17 protein-coding genes are annotated in these 16,876 nt (G+C 49.3%); 6 read left to right on the top strand and 11 right to left on the bottom strand.

The genetic code is table 11. The features are described from left to right. Positions 1-6: 6 nt before the first annotated feature. Positions 7-591: a MarR family winged helix-turn-helix transcriptional regulator gene (locus P6M73_RS01220; RefSeq protein ID WP_277854362.1), complete on the top strand. Its 585-nt coding sequence runs from the start codon at positions 7-9 to the stop codon at positions 589-591. Positions 592-1,026: 435 nt separating this feature from the next. On the opposite strand, the gene P6M73_RS01215 is transcribed toward P6M73_RS01220, so the two are convergent. From P6M73_RS01215 to P6M73_RS01175, 9 genes are all read right to left on the bottom strand, one after another. Further along, a complete protein-coding gene (locus tag P6M73_RS01215; RefSeq protein WP_277854361.1) occupies positions 1,027-1,779 on the bottom strand; it encodes a MerR family transcriptional regulator in 753 nt (250 codons plus the stop codon). A gap of 197 nt (positions 1,780-1,976) precedes the next feature. Then, a complete protein-coding gene (locus P6M73_RS01210; RefSeq protein WP_277854360.1) occupies positions 1,977-3,221 on the bottom strand; it encodes a DUF1015 domain-containing protein in 1,245 nt (414 codons plus the stop codon). 14 nt (positions 3,222-3,235) lie between these two features. Continuing rightward, on the bottom strand, positions 3,236-4,153 hold the full coding sequence (locus tag P6M73_RS01205; protein ID WP_277854359.1) for a D-2-hydroxyacid dehydrogenase: 918 nt from the start codon (positions 4,151-4,153) through the stop codon (positions 3,236-3,238). 43 nt (positions 4,154-4,196) lie between these two features. Continuing rightward, a complete protein-coding gene (serC, locus tag P6M73_RS01200; RefSeq protein WP_277854358.1) occupies positions 4,197-5,291 on the bottom strand; it encodes a 3-phosphoserine/phosphohydroxythreonine transaminase in 1,095 nt (364 codons plus the stop codon). 335 nt (positions 5,292-5,626) lie between these two features. Continuing rightward, complete coding sequence (locus P6M73_RS01195; protein ID WP_277854357.1) at positions 5,627-6,127, bottom strand: ECF transporter S component; 501 nt, start codon at positions 6,125-6,127, stop codon at positions 5,627-5,629. Positions 6,128-6,435: 308 nt separating this feature from the next. Next, positions 6,436-7,206, bottom strand: coding sequence for a hypothetical protein (locus P6M73_RS01190; RefSeq protein WP_277854356.1), 771 nt, complete (start codon positions 7,204-7,206; stop codon positions 6,436-6,438). Between the two features lie 240 nt (positions 7,207-7,446). Next, positions 7,447-8,730, bottom strand: coding sequence for an L-cysteine desulfidase family protein (locus P6M73_RS01185; RefSeq protein ID WP_277854355.1), 1,284 nt, complete (start codon positions 8,728-8,730; stop codon positions 7,447-7,449). A 290-nt stretch (positions 8,731-9,020) separates the two neighbouring features. Beyond that, the gene (locus tag P6M73_RS01180) at positions 9,021-9,215 is read right to left on the bottom strand and encodes a hypothetical protein (protein ID WP_277854354.1); all 195 of its coding nucleotides are present in this window, start codon (positions 9,213-9,215) and stop codon (positions 9,021-9,023) included. Between the two features lie 146 nt (positions 9,216-9,361). Continuing rightward, positions 9,362-9,901 carry a guanylate kinase gene (locus tag P6M73_RS01175; RefSeq protein ID WP_277854353.1) on the bottom strand — a complete coding sequence of 180 codons (540 nt, stop codon included), beginning with the start codon at positions 9,899-9,901 and terminating at the stop codon, positions 9,362-9,364. A 1,149-nt stretch (positions 9,902-11,050) separates the two neighbouring features. Between P6M73_RS01175 and P6M73_RS01170 the strand changes: the two genes are divergently transcribed. From P6M73_RS01170 to asd, 4 genes are all read left to right on the top strand, one after another. Then, on the top strand, positions 11,051-11,455 hold the full coding sequence (locus P6M73_RS01170) for a transposase (RefSeq protein WP_277854352.1): 405 nt from the start codon (positions 11,051-11,053) through the stop codon (positions 11,453-11,455). Positions 11,456-11,906: 451 nt separating this feature from the next. Then, complete coding sequence (locus P6M73_RS01165) at positions 11,907-13,211, top strand: hemolysin family protein (RefSeq protein ID WP_277854351.1); 1,305 nt, start codon at positions 11,907-11,909, stop codon at positions 13,209-13,211. Positions 13,212-13,243: 32 nt separating this feature from the next. Continuing rightward, entirely contained in the window at positions 13,244-13,783 is a 540-nt protein-coding gene (locus tag P6M73_RS01160) for a nucleoside deaminase (RefSeq protein ID WP_277854350.1), read from the top strand. Beyond that, positions 13,764-14,654, top strand: coding sequence for an archaetidylserine decarboxylase (asd, locus tag P6M73_RS01155; RefSeq protein ID WP_277854349.1), 891 nt, complete (start codon positions 13,764-13,766; stop codon positions 14,652-14,654). The genes P6M73_RS01160 and asd overlap by 20 nt, the downstream gene beginning before the upstream one ends. Before the next feature lie 96 nt (positions 14,655-14,750). Here asd and P6M73_RS01150 read toward each other — a convergent pair whose 3' ends face one another. Together P6M73_RS01150 and P6M73_RS01145 are read right to left on the bottom strand one after the other, a co-directional pair. Then, positions 14,751-15,077 (bottom strand): PTS transporter subunit EIIB, encoded by a 327-nt coding sequence (locus P6M73_RS01150; RefSeq protein WP_277854348.1) that lies wholly within the window; start codon positions 15,075-15,077, stop codon positions 14,751-14,753. Position 15,078: 1 nt separating this feature from the next. Then, the gene (locus tag P6M73_RS01145) at positions 15,079-15,993 is read right to left on the bottom strand and encodes an alpha/beta fold hydrolase (protein WP_277854347.1); all 915 of its coding nucleotides are present in this window, start codon (positions 15,991-15,993) and stop codon (positions 15,079-15,081) included. A 247-nt stretch (positions 15,994-16,240) separates the two neighbouring features. Here P6M73_RS01145 and P6M73_RS01140 point away from each other — a divergent pair, with 247 nt between their 5' ends. Continuing rightward, positions 16,241-16,591 carry an FMN-binding protein gene (locus P6M73_RS01140; RefSeq protein WP_277854346.1) on the top strand — a complete coding sequence of 117 codons (351 nt, stop codon included), beginning with the start codon at positions 16,241-16,243 and terminating at the stop codon, positions 16,589-16,591. Positions 16,592-16,876: the final 285 nt, after the last annotated feature.

The following is a 16,876-nucleotide window of genomic DNA, read 5'->3' as shown; positions in this document are numbered from 1 at the left end:
GAAAATATGAGCAAGAACTATCCCCAAGTTACCTCCTACCTGTATGATCTGATGATCATCCTGCACAAGAAAATTTTCAATCCCCTGGTGATTTCCAAGGCGATCCACCTGACCCCTGCACAATTTTCGGTCCTGTTCTATCTGAGACGGCGAGACAATTCCTCAGTAACTGACGTTGCCAAATATCTGAAGATTTCCAAACCGAATATGACTCCGATCCTGGATGCCCTGATCAAGAAAGGCTATCTGAAACGGACCCGGGATGAGAAGGATCGGCGTGTGATTCGACTCCACCTGACCGCCTCCGGCAAACACTTCTATGAGAATTTGAAGGCGGCCAATACCCACATCGTCGAAGATCTGTTCAGCGAATACAGCGAAGAGGATCTGGAACAGATCATGTTCCATTCCTCCCACCTGCTTAATCTGATCAAGAACGTCTCCGAGCTGATGAGAGATGAGGACTTTAACTATGAGCCAGGCAAAGAGTTTGAATTGCCCGAGGAAACATTTGAAGATCTCCCCCTCACGGAGGAAGAAAATTCTGAATCAGACCCCAATGAAGAGGATGATTCAGAGCCGAATCCTTAATTCGAACCATGCTGATCTCCGCACCGACTGCAGCAAATGAACGAGAGCACCCCGCTCTCGTTCATTTCTTTGCCCGGAATTACCATGATTAATACGATCTTCCATGATTGACCCTGGCTAGGATTGATTGACCCTGGCTAATGTGATTCCTCTGACTGATTTGGGTTTCGCCTTAACTAACCAGGTTTGTGGTTTTTTTGCATAACACACCGTCGCATGAACTGCCTGACGGAAATCAAAACAAGTCCGATCCGTAACAGCGGATTGGACTTGTTTTGATGGTTCATTATAGTTTGAACCTTCTGTCGTGATATTGGACTATTGGTATTTCTGGGTTGATGCTTCTGGGTTGATGATTCCGGGTTGATGATTCCGGGTTGATCTCTCTGTATCGCCGCTTCTGGGTTGATGCTTCAGGCTGCTGTTTATATAAGCCTATTTGAGGTAATGATCGGAATAGTTTGCCATGGCGTCACGCATAAACCTGGCTGTCCCTTCTCCCCAAAGATCCAGGTTTCGGGTAAAGCGTTCATCGTCAATATACATCTGACCAAGACCCTTGAATACTTCTTTATTATAGAAACTGCCAATTTCCTTGTTAAGGAAGTGATAGAATCGCTCCGTCAATCGAACTGCCTCCTCTCCGGTCGGATCGCTGTGCCGAAGCTGCGCGAAGCCGGCGAACATTTCATTCATCTGATCCTGCATTGTTCCCAACTGGGCGTCCGTCTTTGCTCCGATTCTGGCATTGGCCTCGTCTACTTTCTCATTGCCCCATTTCTCCCGGGCCTCTTCCTCATAGCGATTGTTTCTGAAATTCATTCCTTTGAATTTGTCTTCCTTTTTCATGGTTATTCCCTCCTCCAGTTCCTCAATGGATGAATCAATGGTCTTCAGCAGCTGAACCAGCTCATCCATTCGCCGGCTGGTCAGCTGTCGCTGCAATTTCAGGGCATCTAGACGCTGATAAGCCGATGCCCCGATCATGGTTCCGATTTCCTTCAGCTCGAAACCGAGGGAGCGGAACAGGAGGATTTCCTGCAGACGGTCGATGGTTTGCGCCGTATAGATCCGATACCCGTTCCCTGGATGCTTTGCCGCAGGCAATAGTCCGATCCGGTCATAGTATTGGAGCGTCCGTACGCTGACACCTGCCAGACGAGACATTTCGTTGATTTTCAATTCCAAGCCGCTCTTCCTTTCCCTTTGTTTCGGTTGACTTCATTTATCACATTAAACTATTACCTAACGTCATAGTCAATCCTTTCAACTCAGTTTTTTCATTTTTTTGAAGCCTGAGCCGGAAATCGTAATTTACAAAATCTAAAAAAGCAGACTCCGGTCATCACAATGGAGTCTGCTTTGCTGTTTATTAATTTACCGGTCTAGTCCAGTTCGTGCAGGAACAGTCCGGAGCGGAGCTTAGGTTCAAACCAGGTGGATTTTGGCGGCATGACCCGTCCGGAATCGGCGATCTTCATCAGGTCTTCGATATCGGTTGGATACAGCGCGATGGCAGCGGCGAAGCCGTCTTCGTTCACGCGTTTTTCCAGCTCGCCCAGTCCGCGGATTCCTCCGACGAAGTCGATGCGCTCTGAAGTCCGCTGATCCTTGATGTCAAAAATCGGAGCGAGTACATTCTCAGACAGAACGGAAACATCGAGGGATTTCAGAACATCAGTGTCCTGCAGAATCTCGGGTTTCGCGGTGAGCTTGTACCATTTGCCGGGAAGATACAGTCCGTAGGTGTGTTTCTTTTCGGGGCGGTACTGGCCTTCTCCCTTATATTCTTCCACTTCAAACTTTTCAGACAGCTTGGCCAGAAGTTCTTCTTCGGTCATTCCGTTCAGGTCCTTGAGAATCCGGTTGTAATCCATGATTTTCAGCTGGTTGGACGGGAATATGACGGAAAGGAAGTAGTTGAACTCTTCTTCGCCAGTGTAGCTTGGATTGGCATCCCGTCTCATCTTGCCGACTTTAACGGCAGAAGCTGCCCGGTGATGGCCGTCAGCAATATAGAGGGCAGGAATTTCATCAAAGGCCTTCTGGATGGTTTCGATGGCGCTGTCTTCGTCGACAACCCAAACGGTGTGCCGAACGCCGTCTTCCGCTGTGAAGTCATATTCCGGAGTTTTCGCGGTCCATTCATTCACCAGAGCGGAAATTTCTGCTTTCTCCGGGTAAGTCAGGAAGATGGGTCCGGTGTTGGCGTTGGTGGTATCCACGTGGCGGATCCGGTCTCTTTCCTTGGCTTCCCGGGTGAATTCATGCTTCTTGATCCGGTCTTCCATGTAGTCATCCACGGAAGCAGCTCCGACAATTCCCGTTTCCTCAATATCACCCATGATCAGGCGATAGATATAGAAATTCGGCTTGCCATCCCGGATGAAGGTTCCTTCTTCCAGGAACTTGTCGATGTTGGCTTTTGCCTTGGCGTAGACCTGATCATCATACTGATCCATCTCACGCGGCAGGTCAATTTCAGCTTTGTCCACATGCAGGAATGAGTAAGGATTGTCCTTTACCATCTCACGGGCTTCATCGGAATCCATGACATCATAAGGAAGTGCAGCCACTTTGTCAGCTCGCTCCTTGGAAGGACGAACCGCTTTAAAAGGTCTTACTTTCATTAATTACTCCTCCCTTATTCTTTTGAAAAGAAGTCTTCTATAATCTGAACAATTTCTCCGCCGATTCTGGTCTGAGCTTCCTTGGTGGCTGCTCCGATGTGGGGAGTCATGGAGATTTTGGCATGCTTGGTAATTTTTTCGTTCTTGGTCGGTTCTTCCTTGAAAACATCCAAAGCGGCGGCAGATACTTTTCCGGAATCCAGCGCTTCAACCAAGGCATCCTCGTCAATGAGTCCGCCTCTGGCGGTGTTGATCAGGAATACGCCATCCTTCATCATTTCGATTTCATCCTTGCCGATGAGATAATCCTTGTCTTTCTGCTTGGGGATATGCAGGGAAATGAAATCGGAATTCTTGATCAATGTCTCCAGATCAACAAAGCGAGCGGTTTCTTCTTCTGCCTCTGCTCCTGAACGCTTGTTGTAGACAACATTCATGCCCAGAACTTCAGCGCGCTTTGCGACTTCCTTGGCGATCCGGCCAAAACCGATCAGACCTAAGGTCTTGCCAGCCAGCTCGATGCCTTCGTATTTCTTCTTGTTCCACTCGCCATTGCGCATGGTAGCGTTGGCAATTCCAATGAACCGGGCCATGGAGAACATATGGCCGATGGTCAGCTCCGCGACAGAAGCGGAGGAGGCAGCCGGAGTGTTGGTGACTTTGATCCCCTTTTCTTCTGCGTAGGGCTTGTCGATGTTGTCAATTCCAACACCGCCGCGGATTACCAGCTTGAGCCGTCCGGTTTCAGCCGCGGCGTCAATGATGTCCTTTTTCACTTTTGTGGCAGAACGAACGACCATGACATCGACATCTTTCACGGCAGTCTTTAACTCTTCCGGTTCGTAGAATTTTTCGATGACTTCGTAGCCAAGAGATTTCAGTTTATCAACGGCAGATGCTTCCATTCCGTCCGTTGCCAGGATTCTGATCATTTATAATTTCCTCCAGTTTTTACTGTATTATTTGGGGCAAGTCTTAGACAGGATTGTTTTCCTTGAATTTCTTCATGAAATCAACCAGGTATTCCACACCTTCCACCGGCATGGCATTGTAGATGGATGCGCGGATTCCGCCGGCAGACCGGTGACCCTTGAGGTTGCTCATACCGGCAGCAGCCGATTCCTTGACGAACTTGGCCTCCAGCTCTTCATTGGGAAGACGGAATACGACATTCATCTTGGATCTGGATGCCTCGTCATTGGGGTTCTTATAATAACCTTCAGACTGTTCGATGTAGTCGTAAATCATCTGGCTGCGCTTGACAGCGAGTTCATTCATGCCTGCGGTTCCGCCATTGGCTTCCACCCAGTCAAGAACCAGTCCCAGTACATAGATCGCCCATGTGTTGGGGGTGTTGTACATGGAATCATTCTCTGCCATGGTCTTGTATTCAAGCATGACGGGAGTTCCTGGCTGAGGTTCGCCGATCAGATCTTCGCGGATAATGACAACAGCCAATCCGGCAGGTCCCATGTTTTTCTGAGCGCCCGCATAAATCAGGCCGAATTTGGATACATCGACCGGCTCGGACAGGATGCAGGATGACATGTCGCAAACCAGCGGTACATTGCCGGTTTCCGGAATATAATCCCACTTGGTTCCATAAATGGTGTTGTTGTCGCAGTAGTGAACATAATCCGCATCCGGGGACAGCTTGAGTTCTTCCTGGCGCGGAATCCGTATGAAGCCCTCGGCTTTGCCGGAGAAGGCTACATTGATTTCCCCGTACTTTTCAGCTTCCTGCTTCGCTTTGCCTGAGAAAGAGCCGGTGACAATGTAGTCAGCCTTCTTGTTCTTGGTCAAAAGATTCATCGGAATCTGGGCAAACTGCATCGTAGCGCCGCCCTGCAGGAACAATACCTTATAATTGTCCGGAACAGCAAATACTTTTCTGAATTTGGCTTCGGTTTCCTTGAAAATCTGGTCGTAAACCTTGGAGCGGTGTGACATTTCCATGACACCCATTCCGGATGCGTTATAGTTGGTCATTTCCTTGGCAGCAGTTTCAAGTACCTCTAAGGGCAATTCAGAGGGGCCGGCTGAGAAATTAAAAATTCTCTTGTTTTCCATATTCATTCTCCTTCCATGTTCGAGTTTTGTTATATGAATAAAAAGTACTTTTACGTGAAAAGTACTGATACCGTTTTAATTATAGCCTAATTTCGCCGTTTTTTTTAGTCACTTTCCCGAAATGAAGGAACCTGTTTGTAATTATTTCATTTTATCGGGTCATCGGTCAGGAAATGCGGAATCCCTGCCTGAAAACGTTCTATTTTTGTTATTAATTAAAAACTAATTGTTCTGACAACTTGGAGCGAAACCCGAATTTTGCTAGTTGGAGTTTGCATTGAGATATCGTCGAAGCATAAAAATAAGCCTGCCGATCCGCGATCGCAGGCTTATTTTTATCTCTGACGAGACTGGTACCGCTGACGCAGCAGCACGATGGATGGGAAAAGCACCGCTCCGATGACAACGCCGGACGCCCCCTGCAGCAGATTCGCAGGCAGTTGGGGGATTGCTCCGTTGAACCCGTACATGAATGCTTCGGTCACAAAATAACCGGCAACCATGAGAAGTTCCACCAGGATAAAGATCCCGATCGCACCCTTGACCTGATGAACTTTCTGCAGAAACAAACCGGCCAGAAAACCCACCAGTCCCTTGATCAGAAACGTCGGCAGCGCATAGCTGGTATAAGCCAGCATGACATCCGCCATGGCAGAGCCGATGGCAGCCGGAAGCCAGGCGGCCGGACCCAGCAGGGTTGCACCCGCCAGGATCATACCATCCCCCAGATGGATGTAGCCAATGGGCATGGTAATCTTCAGCAGATAGGTCGCTACAAAAATCAGGGCAGCAAACAGCCCTAAATGAGTCAACTTTGAAACGGATTGGACTTTCATGTGAAATAACCTCCTGTATAACAAATCTACAGTGATTGTATCAGTGCAAAGCCCGTTTTAAAATGGCTCCCGCAAGAAACTGTACTGGTCGGTCCCGGCAGCCCACCACCCGGAGACTGTCCTGTCTCCAGGCTTTGTCAATGTGTCCTCTGCCCGATCCCATGGTTGATCTTCTGACACAAGGAAAGCCCGAACGGGAGGGGATCCGTTCGGGCATTGAGTCAATTTAAGAATTTTCGGATTTTCCAGGCTTGGGGGCCCAGGCATCAGTCTACGGTTGTACGCAGTGTATCGCTTCTGTTGCTAACTTAGTTGCCGTTAGGGTTGGAATTTCCATTTGAATTGGTATTTCCGTTATTGCTTCCGGGATTCACGGTTCCGTTCTGAAAGCCGCGGCCCCGATTATTCATCCGTCCGCCCAATCCAGGCATTCTGCCACGGCCATTGCCCTGCGGATTGTTATACATCATGCCGCCGCGCCCCTGGCCGGTCTTCAGCTGATCAAGGATCGCCTTGGCTGCCTCATCCGTCTGCGCATTCTTCAGGTCTTCCATCTGTTCCGCCATCCAGCTGTCTTCCCAGCGTCCTTCGAACAGGTTCCAGTCATCGGCTTCCGTTCCCAGAATGGCCTTGATCTTCTTCTGCGTCGGAGCCAGCTTGGTCTGGATCTCTTCATGCACACCGGTGATGGAATCCCATGCAGCCAGAACATCAGTCTTGCTGCCGGCATCAATCGCGGTTCTGAGCGCTTCATGCAAAGTGTTCAGCTGAGCCTGATAGTCAACCTTAATGTTCTGCGCTTCTGCCCGGAGCAGATTCAATTCTTTTTGCTGTTCTGCCGTCAGATCGGAATTGAAGCCGAATCCTCCGCCGAAACAGCCTCCGCCCATGCGGCCAAAGCCTTTCATCATACCGAAGAAGCCTCTGCCGAATCGGGAGGACGGTGTCTGCTCGGTCTGAGTCGATGGCTGAGTGGATGGTTGGGTATTGGTGTCATCCGCCATGGCCCGGAGGCCAAAGCCAGCACCTGCAACCAATCCCGCGGCCAGTACGAAGCTAACAATTTGTCTTTTGTTCATTTGTCATTTCTCCTTGTTTATGTGTTGGATCAGAATGAGATCTGATTCCGTCGTTATTGGGGTAATGTTCCTTTGTTCTATGGTTTCATTATGAGGCATCCGAATCCTGAATACTATCGCCAAACCTGGGCTAAATTGTGGCAAAATAGTGGGATCCAGCAGAATGACCGCCGAGGAGGTCATTCTGCTGGATCCCATTGTGTCCGGTTCAGCCGCCGAACGAAGGATTCATTTTTTACTCTATTCAGCCTTTGATGAGACATCCTCGGTTTTATCCAGCATAATGTTCAGCACTTCAATATCCGTCTGCTTCATACCTTTGGCCGCAAAACGGCCAATGCTCCGGATGGTCTCTTCTATATCCTCTTTCAGGAGTCCCTCGCCGGCTTTGAAGCTGCGATTGGTTTTGGCCATCTCAAATCCGGTAATGCCGGCATCCACGGCCGAGGCGATCTTGGCGGCACAGGAAGGTTTGGCACCATCACAGACCATGCCGGAATCGATCATCAGGGCGTTGGCCACCGTCTGATAAATCAGATCCCGGTTGGACGAGTCGTGGAGATAAGCAATGCCGGCTCCTGCTGCGGCCCCCGCGCTGGTCACGCCGCAGAAGGCAGACAGTCGGCCGATGTAGCGCTTGATATGGAGGGCCGTTAAATTCGACACGAGCAGAGCCCGCATTGTTTTTTCCTGATCCGCTCCCATTTCCCGGGCATATTCCATGACGGGCAGCGAGCAAGTGATGCCCTGGTTGCCGGAACCGGCATTGATGACCACCGGCAGGGCACAGCCGCTCATTCTGGCATCGGATCCGGCAGCGGCTTTCGCCCGGGCCCGGGTGCGGATGTCATTGTTTCCGGACAGAAGAATCTTTCCGATGGATGATCCAAAATCCTGGGTCAGGCCAGCCTGGGCAATGGCTGCGTTAAGCTTCATCTGATTATCCAGCTCGGTCCGGATTTCTTCCAGGCCCACGGTGTCGGCATAATCCAGGATCGCCTTCATGCTCAGGTCATCGTAAAGATTCTTCTCCGATTCCCGGCCCAACACCTGGGCTTCCATGAATTCCTCACCGTTTAAGGAGATCCGGACAATGTTGTTGTGCTGGTTCATAATCTCCACAATCACCTTATTGCCTCTGGCATCTTCCATATGGATCTCAATATTCAGGTTGGGAACGCCTTCCTTCAGATGCACCCGGATGACGTTGTCCGCGATGAGCTGTCTAGCCGTCTCCAGATCCGTCTCGGTTACACCTGAGAGAACCTCGAGCCCCAGATCCGCTTTGCCGCCGACGATTCCCAAAGCAACCGCGGAATCAATCCCCTTCATTCCCTGGGAATTCGGTACTGTGACGCCCATAACATTTTTAATAATATTTCCACTGCAATAGGCATCTACCGATGCCGGTATGGATCCAAGCACCGCCCTTGCCCTGGCACTGGCCAATGCCACAGCAATGGGCTCGGTACACCCCAGAGCGCAAATAAGTTCATCCTTGAGGATCTGAGAAAATTTATGCATGTACTGCCTCCGTTTTTCGTTTCATTCCGCACCATGTTGACATTCTTTTCACTCATATTATCCACGAACTACCCTGAAAAGACAACCATTCCACAAGAACCAATCAACCATAAAAACCGGGCCGTTACGAAACATCGCAACGGCTCGGCGGGCTTTCTGAGAAATCGCATATTGGATTGGAATGGGGCTTTGATTTGCTGTCATCCATATTTTCTTGGTTCGTGGCATCCATGCGCCAACGGTTTTCGCGAAATATTCCACGCGTGCCCATCGATGAGTCCCTGTATTCCCTAATTTTCCTGTCTTTTTTTGCGATCCTTGCGTTTGACAAAGGAATACAACAGTAATATGACCCCAATCGTCAGCACGGCGGATATAAAATAAATGACAATTTCCGGTTTCCGGAGCTTGTCCTCAATCTCAATCAACAGAATCGAAAGAAAGATCAGGAATAATCCAATTGTTATTCCGTATTGCTTTTCCATCAAATGGATCACTCCTTTTCTCAATTATTTAGCTTTAACTAAATTATACGGAGAAAAAGTGTGAATGTGGTGGATGGCCTGTGAAGGAACTATGGCTATTCATTGAAATTCCCACTGCCTAGTGACGAAACCTTTTTTGAAAACGTCTAAAGGATGCCTTCGCGCTTGAGCACTTCCAATCCCTGGTTTTTCAGATTCTTCAAACTGCCGTGGTTGTAGATAATATAGTCGGCAAACCGGTGGTTTAAATCCTCCCTGGTCTGCCGGTGGTGAGCCAGCCGCCGCCGGATGTTTTCCACCGAATCGCCCCGCCGGGCCATCCGCTTCTTGATCAGAGTACGCGATACCTTCAGATAAAGAACAATGGTGTCTTCCGGATACAGCTCCTTGAAACGCTTGACTCCGTTGATATCCAGCGAGGCATAGGCACTCTGCCCGTCGCCGACCTTCGCCTCTACCTCTGCCCGGGTTACGCCGTAATAATGACCGGAATATAAGGATTCCTCAATGCGGTCCGCTGCCAGAAATTCCTCTTCCGTCACAAAATAATAGCTGATCCCATCGATCTCGCCTTCCCGCGGGGGGCGAGTCGTGGTGGAGACAATTTCCTTCAGCCCCAGTTCGCCAAAGTAGTTGCCCAAGGTGGTTTTCCCTGAACCGGAAGGTCCATTGATGATGATGATCATGTTGTTCACTCCCGCTAAAATTATTATTCCATTGCAGCCCGCCCTGTCTGTTCTCTATGCAATGCAATGATCAAACTGAATGGACCATTCAGTCTTTGCTTCATTATATCATTGCGCCTGCCCAACCGGGTGGCTTGATTCATTATCGCCAGGCATTCCTTCATTCCCCTCGAAGATCAACAAAGAGCCTTCCTTGAATTATTTAAAGGCTGCATTATTTTAAAAAAATGATAATTACTTTGAAAGATCCCAAAGCTCTTCTGTCATTGTGCCTTCCAAACAAAGCAATATCGAAACGCTTCAGTGAAATTAACACTGATCGCACGCTGCGGTAACGTGAACGAACTGTTCCTATACATTGCCAACCCCCTCATCGCCTTGTAAAGTGGACTTGATAGACTTAGTAAGCAATGATAGGAGAATACCAAGATGAGTCCCATGGAAGACCTGCGCAGTTTACTCGACGAATTGAACTACCTGGAGGATCCGGCCATTGGGAGCTTCCGCTGTTCAGCTATGGCTTTATAAGCTCACGTTAAAAATTATGGGTATAAACCTAACTTTTCTGTTAGCTACCCATTAGGAATTAGTATTTCGGGAAGTTTTGCAGCAAATTATCAAACGAATAATGTGCAAGATTCTTCGTGTTAAATTAAATGAATAAGATATTTATCGCTCTTTTTTAACAGTTATTATTTTTAGTGTACTACTAATGTCATCGTGGAACGATGGCGGATCCGGATCATTTATTTCTTCTCACATAAACACATTTGCTTTAATTTACTTAATATTGGATTCCAGAGAAAAACGAAAGTTAGCTACTACTGCCAGAGTTAACTCTAAAAAGTTGTTGTTTTTTAAGTAAGATTGTGAAATCATACCCGGAAGCGCATATTTGGAATCGAGACAGAACCTACATATACAAGCTTTTCACAAAAGAGTACACAAGCAAAAAAGTGGACGGATAGAAAGAACTGCGCCAGCGGCAAGTTCTGATCTACTGGATCAAAAATGAGCGGATATGGCCGTCAAAAAACGTGCAGAGAATTTGAAAAAAGCAGCTCAAAGCTGCAGTAACAATGCCTCTGGAATCAATAAGATGCTCAGGAATACGTTCTAGAGGAAATCGTTGATCTCGAGACAGACGAAGTGGAAGGAACCAAGAAGACGATCCGTTCGGTAAAATTCGAAAAAGCGGAGAATGATGCCCTATTTGACGGATATTTCTCTGCAATCACCAACGAGATGGATTATGATGCTTCAATGATCCGAGAGGTTTACAGCGGTCCTTGGCGGATCGAGGAGTCATTTCCAATTATAAAATCTGATCTGGAAGCTCGATCAGTCTATGTCAACACACAGGAGCATATCCAGGCACAATTCCTGATCGGTTTTGTAGCTTTGCTAATGGTTCGAGTGATCCAGAATGCCATGGGGAAGGATGCACTGTCTGTCGAACGAATCGCCAGAGCGCTGAATGCTGCCACCTGTAAAGTGAAACAAGGCGGTATCGTTGAACTGGACGACATCGGAGGAAGTCAGTGTTTTGTATAAGAGAAAACCCTTACGGCAAAAACGTTGAGACATTGGTATTTTCCGATGAGGATGAAATTGCTCAAGACGATATGATAATTCAAAAGACCTTTGCCAGCAACAAGTATGATGTCGAAATCAGACAGGAAGCTTTCAAGCGATTCCTGAAGGGGCAAAAATACAGCTGTAGCACTACAGCATCAAAAGCTTAATAAAAGGACAGAAGCCTTGCAAACACTAAGTTTGCTGCTCTCTGTGCTTTTTAAACTGTAAAAGTCGGGTCGCGATGGCTCTGCCCTTCGATCGGATCGCCCTAATTTTCGATGGTGATGGCGGGAGTTATACCCACCATCGGAGAACAAGGCTCTGGCCATTGCAAATCCGTTGGATTTCATCAGCTGCTGTCAAAATATGGTATAATGATAACGTATTTATTTTATTTTTCACACGATTGAACAGGAGTTGATGATTTTTGGGTGATCCCAGCAGTTCGGGGCAAGCGATTCTGCTTGCTGTTGTACTTGCACTGATTCTTATTTCCGCCTTTATTTCACTGGCTGAAACCGCCTTTCTGAACATGTCCAAGGGAAAACTGCGTTATCTGGTGGACGAAGAAGTCCGCGGAGCAGATAAGCTCAGCATTCTGCTGGAGGACCAGGAAAGTGTTTACCGGACCATGATTGTAGGGAATTCCATCTTCAATGTTGCTGCCTCCGCACTGGGCACCGCATGGTTTATCCGTCAGAAACCGACTGGCCACACGACCTACGATCTGCTGATCGGCATTGCGGTCATGACAGTGGTGGTTCTCATCATCGGTGAAATCCTGCCTGAATCCATCGGCCGGCGGCATCCCGAGAAAGTCTCGTTATTCTCCATGGGGCTGACGAAGGTTTTCCTGTTTATACTGCGCCCCTTTGTGGTGATCTTCTATGGGATCTCAGGCTTAATCCTGCGTCTGTTTGGAATTAAGCGCCGGCCCGAGGAAACGGGAATGACAAAGGAAGAGTTCAGGAACATCGTGGATGGCTCGGTGGAAGAGGGTCTGCTGGATCTGGAAGAAAAAGAGATCATCGAAAATGTCACGGAATTTGGGATCCTTCGTGTCAGCGACATCATGACTCAGCGCTACGACATGGTGGCACTGGATCTGGATAAGCCTTACGACGAAGTGGTGGATATCATCCGACGGGAGAAATATTCCCGCATCCCGGTGTATCGGGACAACACCGACGACATCGTAGGCATTCTCAACGTGAAAGACCTGATGTTCACTCAGAACAGTCCGGGGTTTTCCCTGCTGGACTATGTCCGCCCGGCATTCTTCACCTATGAATTCAAGCTGGTGCAGGAACTGTTCCGCGAAATGCGGCGGGAGCGCACCCACATCGCGGTGGTTCTGGATGAATACGGCGGAACCGTCGGCATCGTCACCATCGAGGACTTCCTGGAAGCCATTGTCGGGGAGATCGACGACGAGTATGACGATGAGCCGGAAAGCGCCATTGATAAAGTCAGTGATTCCGCCTATGAAATGGACGGCATGATGAAACTGACCGATATTAATGATGAACTGGGCTTTGAGATCGAATCGGAAGATGTCGATACGATTGGCGGCTTTATCATTGAACTGCTGGGGAACTTCCCCGAAGAAGGCCAGATCATCCCTTGGGAGAATCTGGAGTTCACCGTCACCGAAACGGAAAAGAATCGGGTCAACCGCGTACGGATCAAAGTCCTGTCGGAAATGACCACGGAAAATAAAGCAAAGGATTAAGGGGACCGGCCGGTCCCTTTTTCAATCAGAGGATGAAGACTACACCAAACCAAACACCAGGATCAACTAAAGATCAAACACTGACCGATGCTGACCACCAGTCATTCATGACTGAGGCTCTGGCCCAGGCGCAACTGGCGCTGGAGCAGGGTGAAATCCCGGTGGGCTGTGTCATTGTCCGCGATGGGGCAGTTATCGGACGGGGTCATAACGAAAAAGAAGGGCGCAAGGACCCCAGCGCCCATGCTGAGGTGCTGGCCATCCAGGATGCTGCCCGCCGCATCGGCGACTGGCGCCTGAACGGCTGCGTGCTCTATGTAACCCTGGAACCCTGTCCCATGTGCGCCTCACTGATTACCCAGTCGCGCATCCGGGAAGTTCATGTGGCACTGCATGAAGTCCAGTCCGGGGCACTGGGTACTGTGCTGGATCTGACCCATGACCCCTTAAACCATATCCAGCTGCGGGTAAAGTGGGATTACCGCTCTGAAGCCGAAGCTCTGCTCGATGAATTCTTCCAGAGCAAAAAACGAAAACCGGGAGGAACTGGCGATGAGTCTGAGCGTCTTTGATCCGGACCGCGGAACCTGCTTTAGGGAAGCGGTCTCCGGGGAAGGGTTTCTCAAATACCTCTACACAACCGGCTCCGGCCGCCTCACCCTGGAAGCCCTGGTCAAGCGAAAACTGTTCCAAACCATCGCCGGAGCTTACTGCAGCAGCCGCTGGTCCAGATCTTCCATTGAAGGTTTTGCTGCTCAGTATGGCATCAACCTCCATGAAGCAGTGATCCCCCAGGACGGGTTTCGCCATTTCAACGATTTTTTTGCCCGGCGTCTCAAGCCGGGAACCCGGCCCTTTGATCCGGCGCCCCATGTCCTGATTTGCCCGGCTGATGGACGGGTCCGGGTGGAAACCGCCCTTGATCCGTCGTTGCTGCTGCAGATCAAGGGAATGACCTATCCCATGGATGAACTGATCGGTGAGGATGCCTCTCCCTGGCGAGGCGGCACCCTGTTTACGATCCGGCTCAATCCGACGGATTATCACCGGTATCATTACCCGACCACCGGGGTCGATCTGGGATCCCGAACCTTCCCGGGAGCGTACTATTCGGTCAATCCGATGGCGCTGGCGAGGATTCCCCATCTCTACCTGAAGAATCATCGTCAGGTGACCAAACTGGCAACAGACCGCTTCGGAACCGTCCTGTTCATTGAAGTGGGTGCCACCTCGGTCGGCTCCATCCACAACAGCCACGGTGAGGGTCCTTTTGCCAAAGGGGATGAAAAGGGCTGGTTTGAATTCGGCGGATCCACCATCCTGCTGATTATCCCGCCTCTGCCCCAGGGATCTCTGAAGATCCGCGAGGATCTGCTCCGGCAGTCTGAACTGGGCATTGAAACCCTGCTTCGAATGGGCTCTTCTCTGGCACAGATCGAATGACAAAACCTCCGGTCCACACATGGATCGGAGGTTTCACTTTGTTCGATCAATGAAAATAATGAAGAGAAGTACAAGTCCTGAAATCAACGAGTCCGATTATTTGCGATCCCCTTGAAAGCGGTTGCGGATCCGGTCAAACCATCTGGTTTTTTCCTGTGTTGCCGACGTTGAGTCAACCATATGTACCAGTTCATTGTAGATTTTCAGAGTCAGGCCGGCTTCCGGAATAATATAGTAGAGATTGTCGGCCTCTATGATACCGATGATTCCGTTAAGCCGCTTGATGTTTTCTTCCCGCACCAGAGATGCGTTCTTCAGGGTGAACCGAAGCTTGGTGCTGCAGCGCTTCAGACCGGTTACATTCTGTTTCCCGCCAATGCTGTCGAGCAAGGCCTGTGCGATCTCCCTGGCTGATAACGACATGTTACATCCGCTCCTTTGTAGAAATCTTTAAAAATTCCAGCAGATCCACCATCGTTTCCTGCCGGGTGATCTCCCAGAACAGGTCATGGCGGGCGCCTTCGTAAAAGCGCAGATAGATTAAAGGCAGACCGGCACCGCTCAGGGACCTGGCCAGTTTGGCCGCTCCCTTGCCAAAGTTACCGATCCGGTCCTGTGTACCTGAAATAATAAGGATCGGCAGATTTTTTGACAGTCTGGCCAGCTCATCCTTGCGATACCAGACCGAAAGTCCTTTAGCGAGGCTCTTCATGAATTCGTGATCCACCGGAAAACCGCACCGCGGATCTTCCTCATACCGGGCCGCCTCGATGGGATCACTGGTCCGCCAGTCGGTTCGGGCCAGATGAATGCCCGAAGCAAACCCTTTGAGAATCATCTGGTACAGAGCCCGTTCGGCTCCTTTTCGTTTCTTCAGGTGGCTCAGCAGCGTATTGGAAGCCAGGTGCGCCCGCTCCAGAAGAATGGGATTGCGGTCGTTGGTTCCGGACAGAATCAGTCCGTCCCAGCGCGTCTTATCCAGTTCTGCCGCCCGCAGCGCAAGAAAAGATCCCATGGAATGTCCCAGTAAAATCACCGGAACATCCGGCAGTTCCTTCGCAATTGCCTCCCGGACTGCATGAATTCCGCCCAGCAGCAAACTCATGGCATCGCCGGACACGCTTCCCAAACTGGGTCCGGTGCTGCCGTGACCAGGATGGTCATGACCCCAGACTTCATAGCCGTAATCATTTAAAAATGAGGCCAGTTCCTCGTATCGTCCCATATGTTCTGAAATGCTGTGGATAATCTGGACCACTGCCTTGGGCTGACCCGCTTCGTATTGCCAGCGGTATGTTGCAAGGGGCAATTCCCCTAAATTTACTTCCACTTTCATCATTTGATCACTCCTGTCCTCTATTATACTGGACAGTTATGAATTAGTTTTATGTTATTTATCGTCATCAAAACTTAATGTTTTGCGAAAAACATTTCTATATTGCTTCGGAGCCCTCAGTGCGCCATTTCCCGAGAAATTCTCCTTAAGACCGCAACAGATCCTGTAATTGTATCGTTCAATTCAATTGCATTCAATCTCATTTATTGTTAAAATCATGCTATCCTTAACAAATGTTCGGAGGTTAATAATGAAGAAAATCATAAGTGCAGTTTTACTCGGCGCAATGCTCACCGCTTGCAGCCCGGCCACTCCTGCCGGACCCCAGACCAAAGAAGTTACCGTAAAGGGAATGTACGACGGACTGAAAGTCAAAGTCACCGCTACGGCAGATAAGATCGAAAAGGTTGAGGTTGTTGCCAACAACGAGACTCCAGAAGTTGCTGGCGAGGCTCTGAAGAGCATTCCCGCCAAGATCATGGAAACCAATAAGATAACTGTTGACGCAGTTTCAGGTGCAACCATGACTTCCACCGGAATCAAGACTGCGGTCGAGCAGGCTCTGACCGAAATGAAGCTGGATGTTACCAAGTTCAAATAAGTCAAAAAAAATCAGCCGCAGGGCTGATTTTTTTCTTCTCCGCTCTCTTTCCTGTTTTCTTCCCTGTAATCTTCGTTTCCTTCCTCCCTGCTTTCTTTCTTGTTATCTTCTTTTCCTTCTTCCTTGTAATCTTCCTTGCTTTCTTCCCTGAGCCGTGGAGTCATGCACTGGTATACCGCGGGGTTCAAATCAGTGCGAGGGTAAGGAATTTGGACTTTGTTTTTGTGCAGAGTTGAATTAAATCCGATTCACAGGATTGAGGAACCAGAATCCGTACGGCGATCA

The organism is Anaerococcoides asporogena (genome assembly GCF_029590275.1).
Lineage (GTDB): Bacteria > Bacillota > Clostridia > Clostridiales > Clostridiaceae > JG1575.
The sequence above is the reverse complement of the archived record's forward strand: the minus strand, read 5'-3'. Positions and strand labels throughout refer to the sequence as shown.

Bases quoted from the DNA above. Each gene is read 5' to 3' on its own strand.
- P6M73_RS01150 (WP_277854348.1), bottom strand. From the start codon at position 15,077: ATGTCGTTATCAGCCAGGGAGATCGCACAGGCCTTGCTCGACAGCATT.
- P6M73_RS01180 (WP_277854354.1), bottom strand. From the start codon at position 9,215: ATGGAAAAGCAATACGGAATAACAATTGGATTATTCCTGATCTTTCTT.
- P6M73_RS01145 (WP_277854347.1), bottom strand. From the start codon at position 15,993: ATGATGAAAGTGGAAGTAAATTTAGGGGAATTGCCCCTTGCAACATAC.
- P6M73_RS01190 (WP_277854356.1), bottom strand. From the start codon at position 7,206: ATGAACAAAAGACAAATTGTTAGCTTCGTACTGGCCGCGGGATTGGTT.
- P6M73_RS01160 (WP_277854350.1), top strand. From the start codon at position 13,244: ATGAAGACTACACCAAACCAAACACCAGGATCAACTAAAGATCAAACA.
- P6M73_RS01195 (WP_277854357.1), bottom strand. From the start codon at position 6,127: ATGAAAGTCCAATCCGTTTCAAAGTTGACTCATTTAGGGCTGTTTGCT.
- serC (WP_277854358.1), bottom strand. From the start codon at position 5,291: ATGGAAAACAAGAGAATTTTTAATTTCTCAGCCGGCCCCTCTGAATTG.
- asd (WP_277854349.1), top strand. From the start codon at position 13,764: ATGAGTCTGAGCGTCTTTGATCCGGACCGCGGAACCTGCTTTAGGGAA.
- P6M73_RS01175 (WP_277854353.1), bottom strand. From the start codon at position 9,901: ATGATCATCATCATCAATGGACCTTCCGGTTCAGGGAAAACCACCTTG.
- P6M73_RS01205 (WP_277854359.1), bottom strand. From the start codon at position 4,153: ATGATCAGAATCCTGGCAACGGACGGAATGGAAGCATCTGCCGTTGAT.
- P6M73_RS01185 (WP_277854355.1), bottom strand. From the start codon at position 8,730: ATGCATAAATTTTCTCAGATCCTCAAGGATGAACTTATTTGCGCTCTG.
- P6M73_RS01220 (WP_277854362.1), top strand. From the start codon at position 7: ATGAGCAAGAACTATCCCCAAGTTACCTCCTACCTGTATGATCTGATG.
- P6M73_RS01140 (WP_277854346.1), top strand. From the start codon at position 16,241: ATGAAGAAAATCATAAGTGCAGTTTTACTCGGCGCAATGCTCACCGCT.
- P6M73_RS01210 (WP_277854360.1), bottom strand. From the start codon at position 3,221: ATGAAAGTAAGACCTTTTAAAGCGGTTCGTCCTTCCAAGGAGCGAGCT.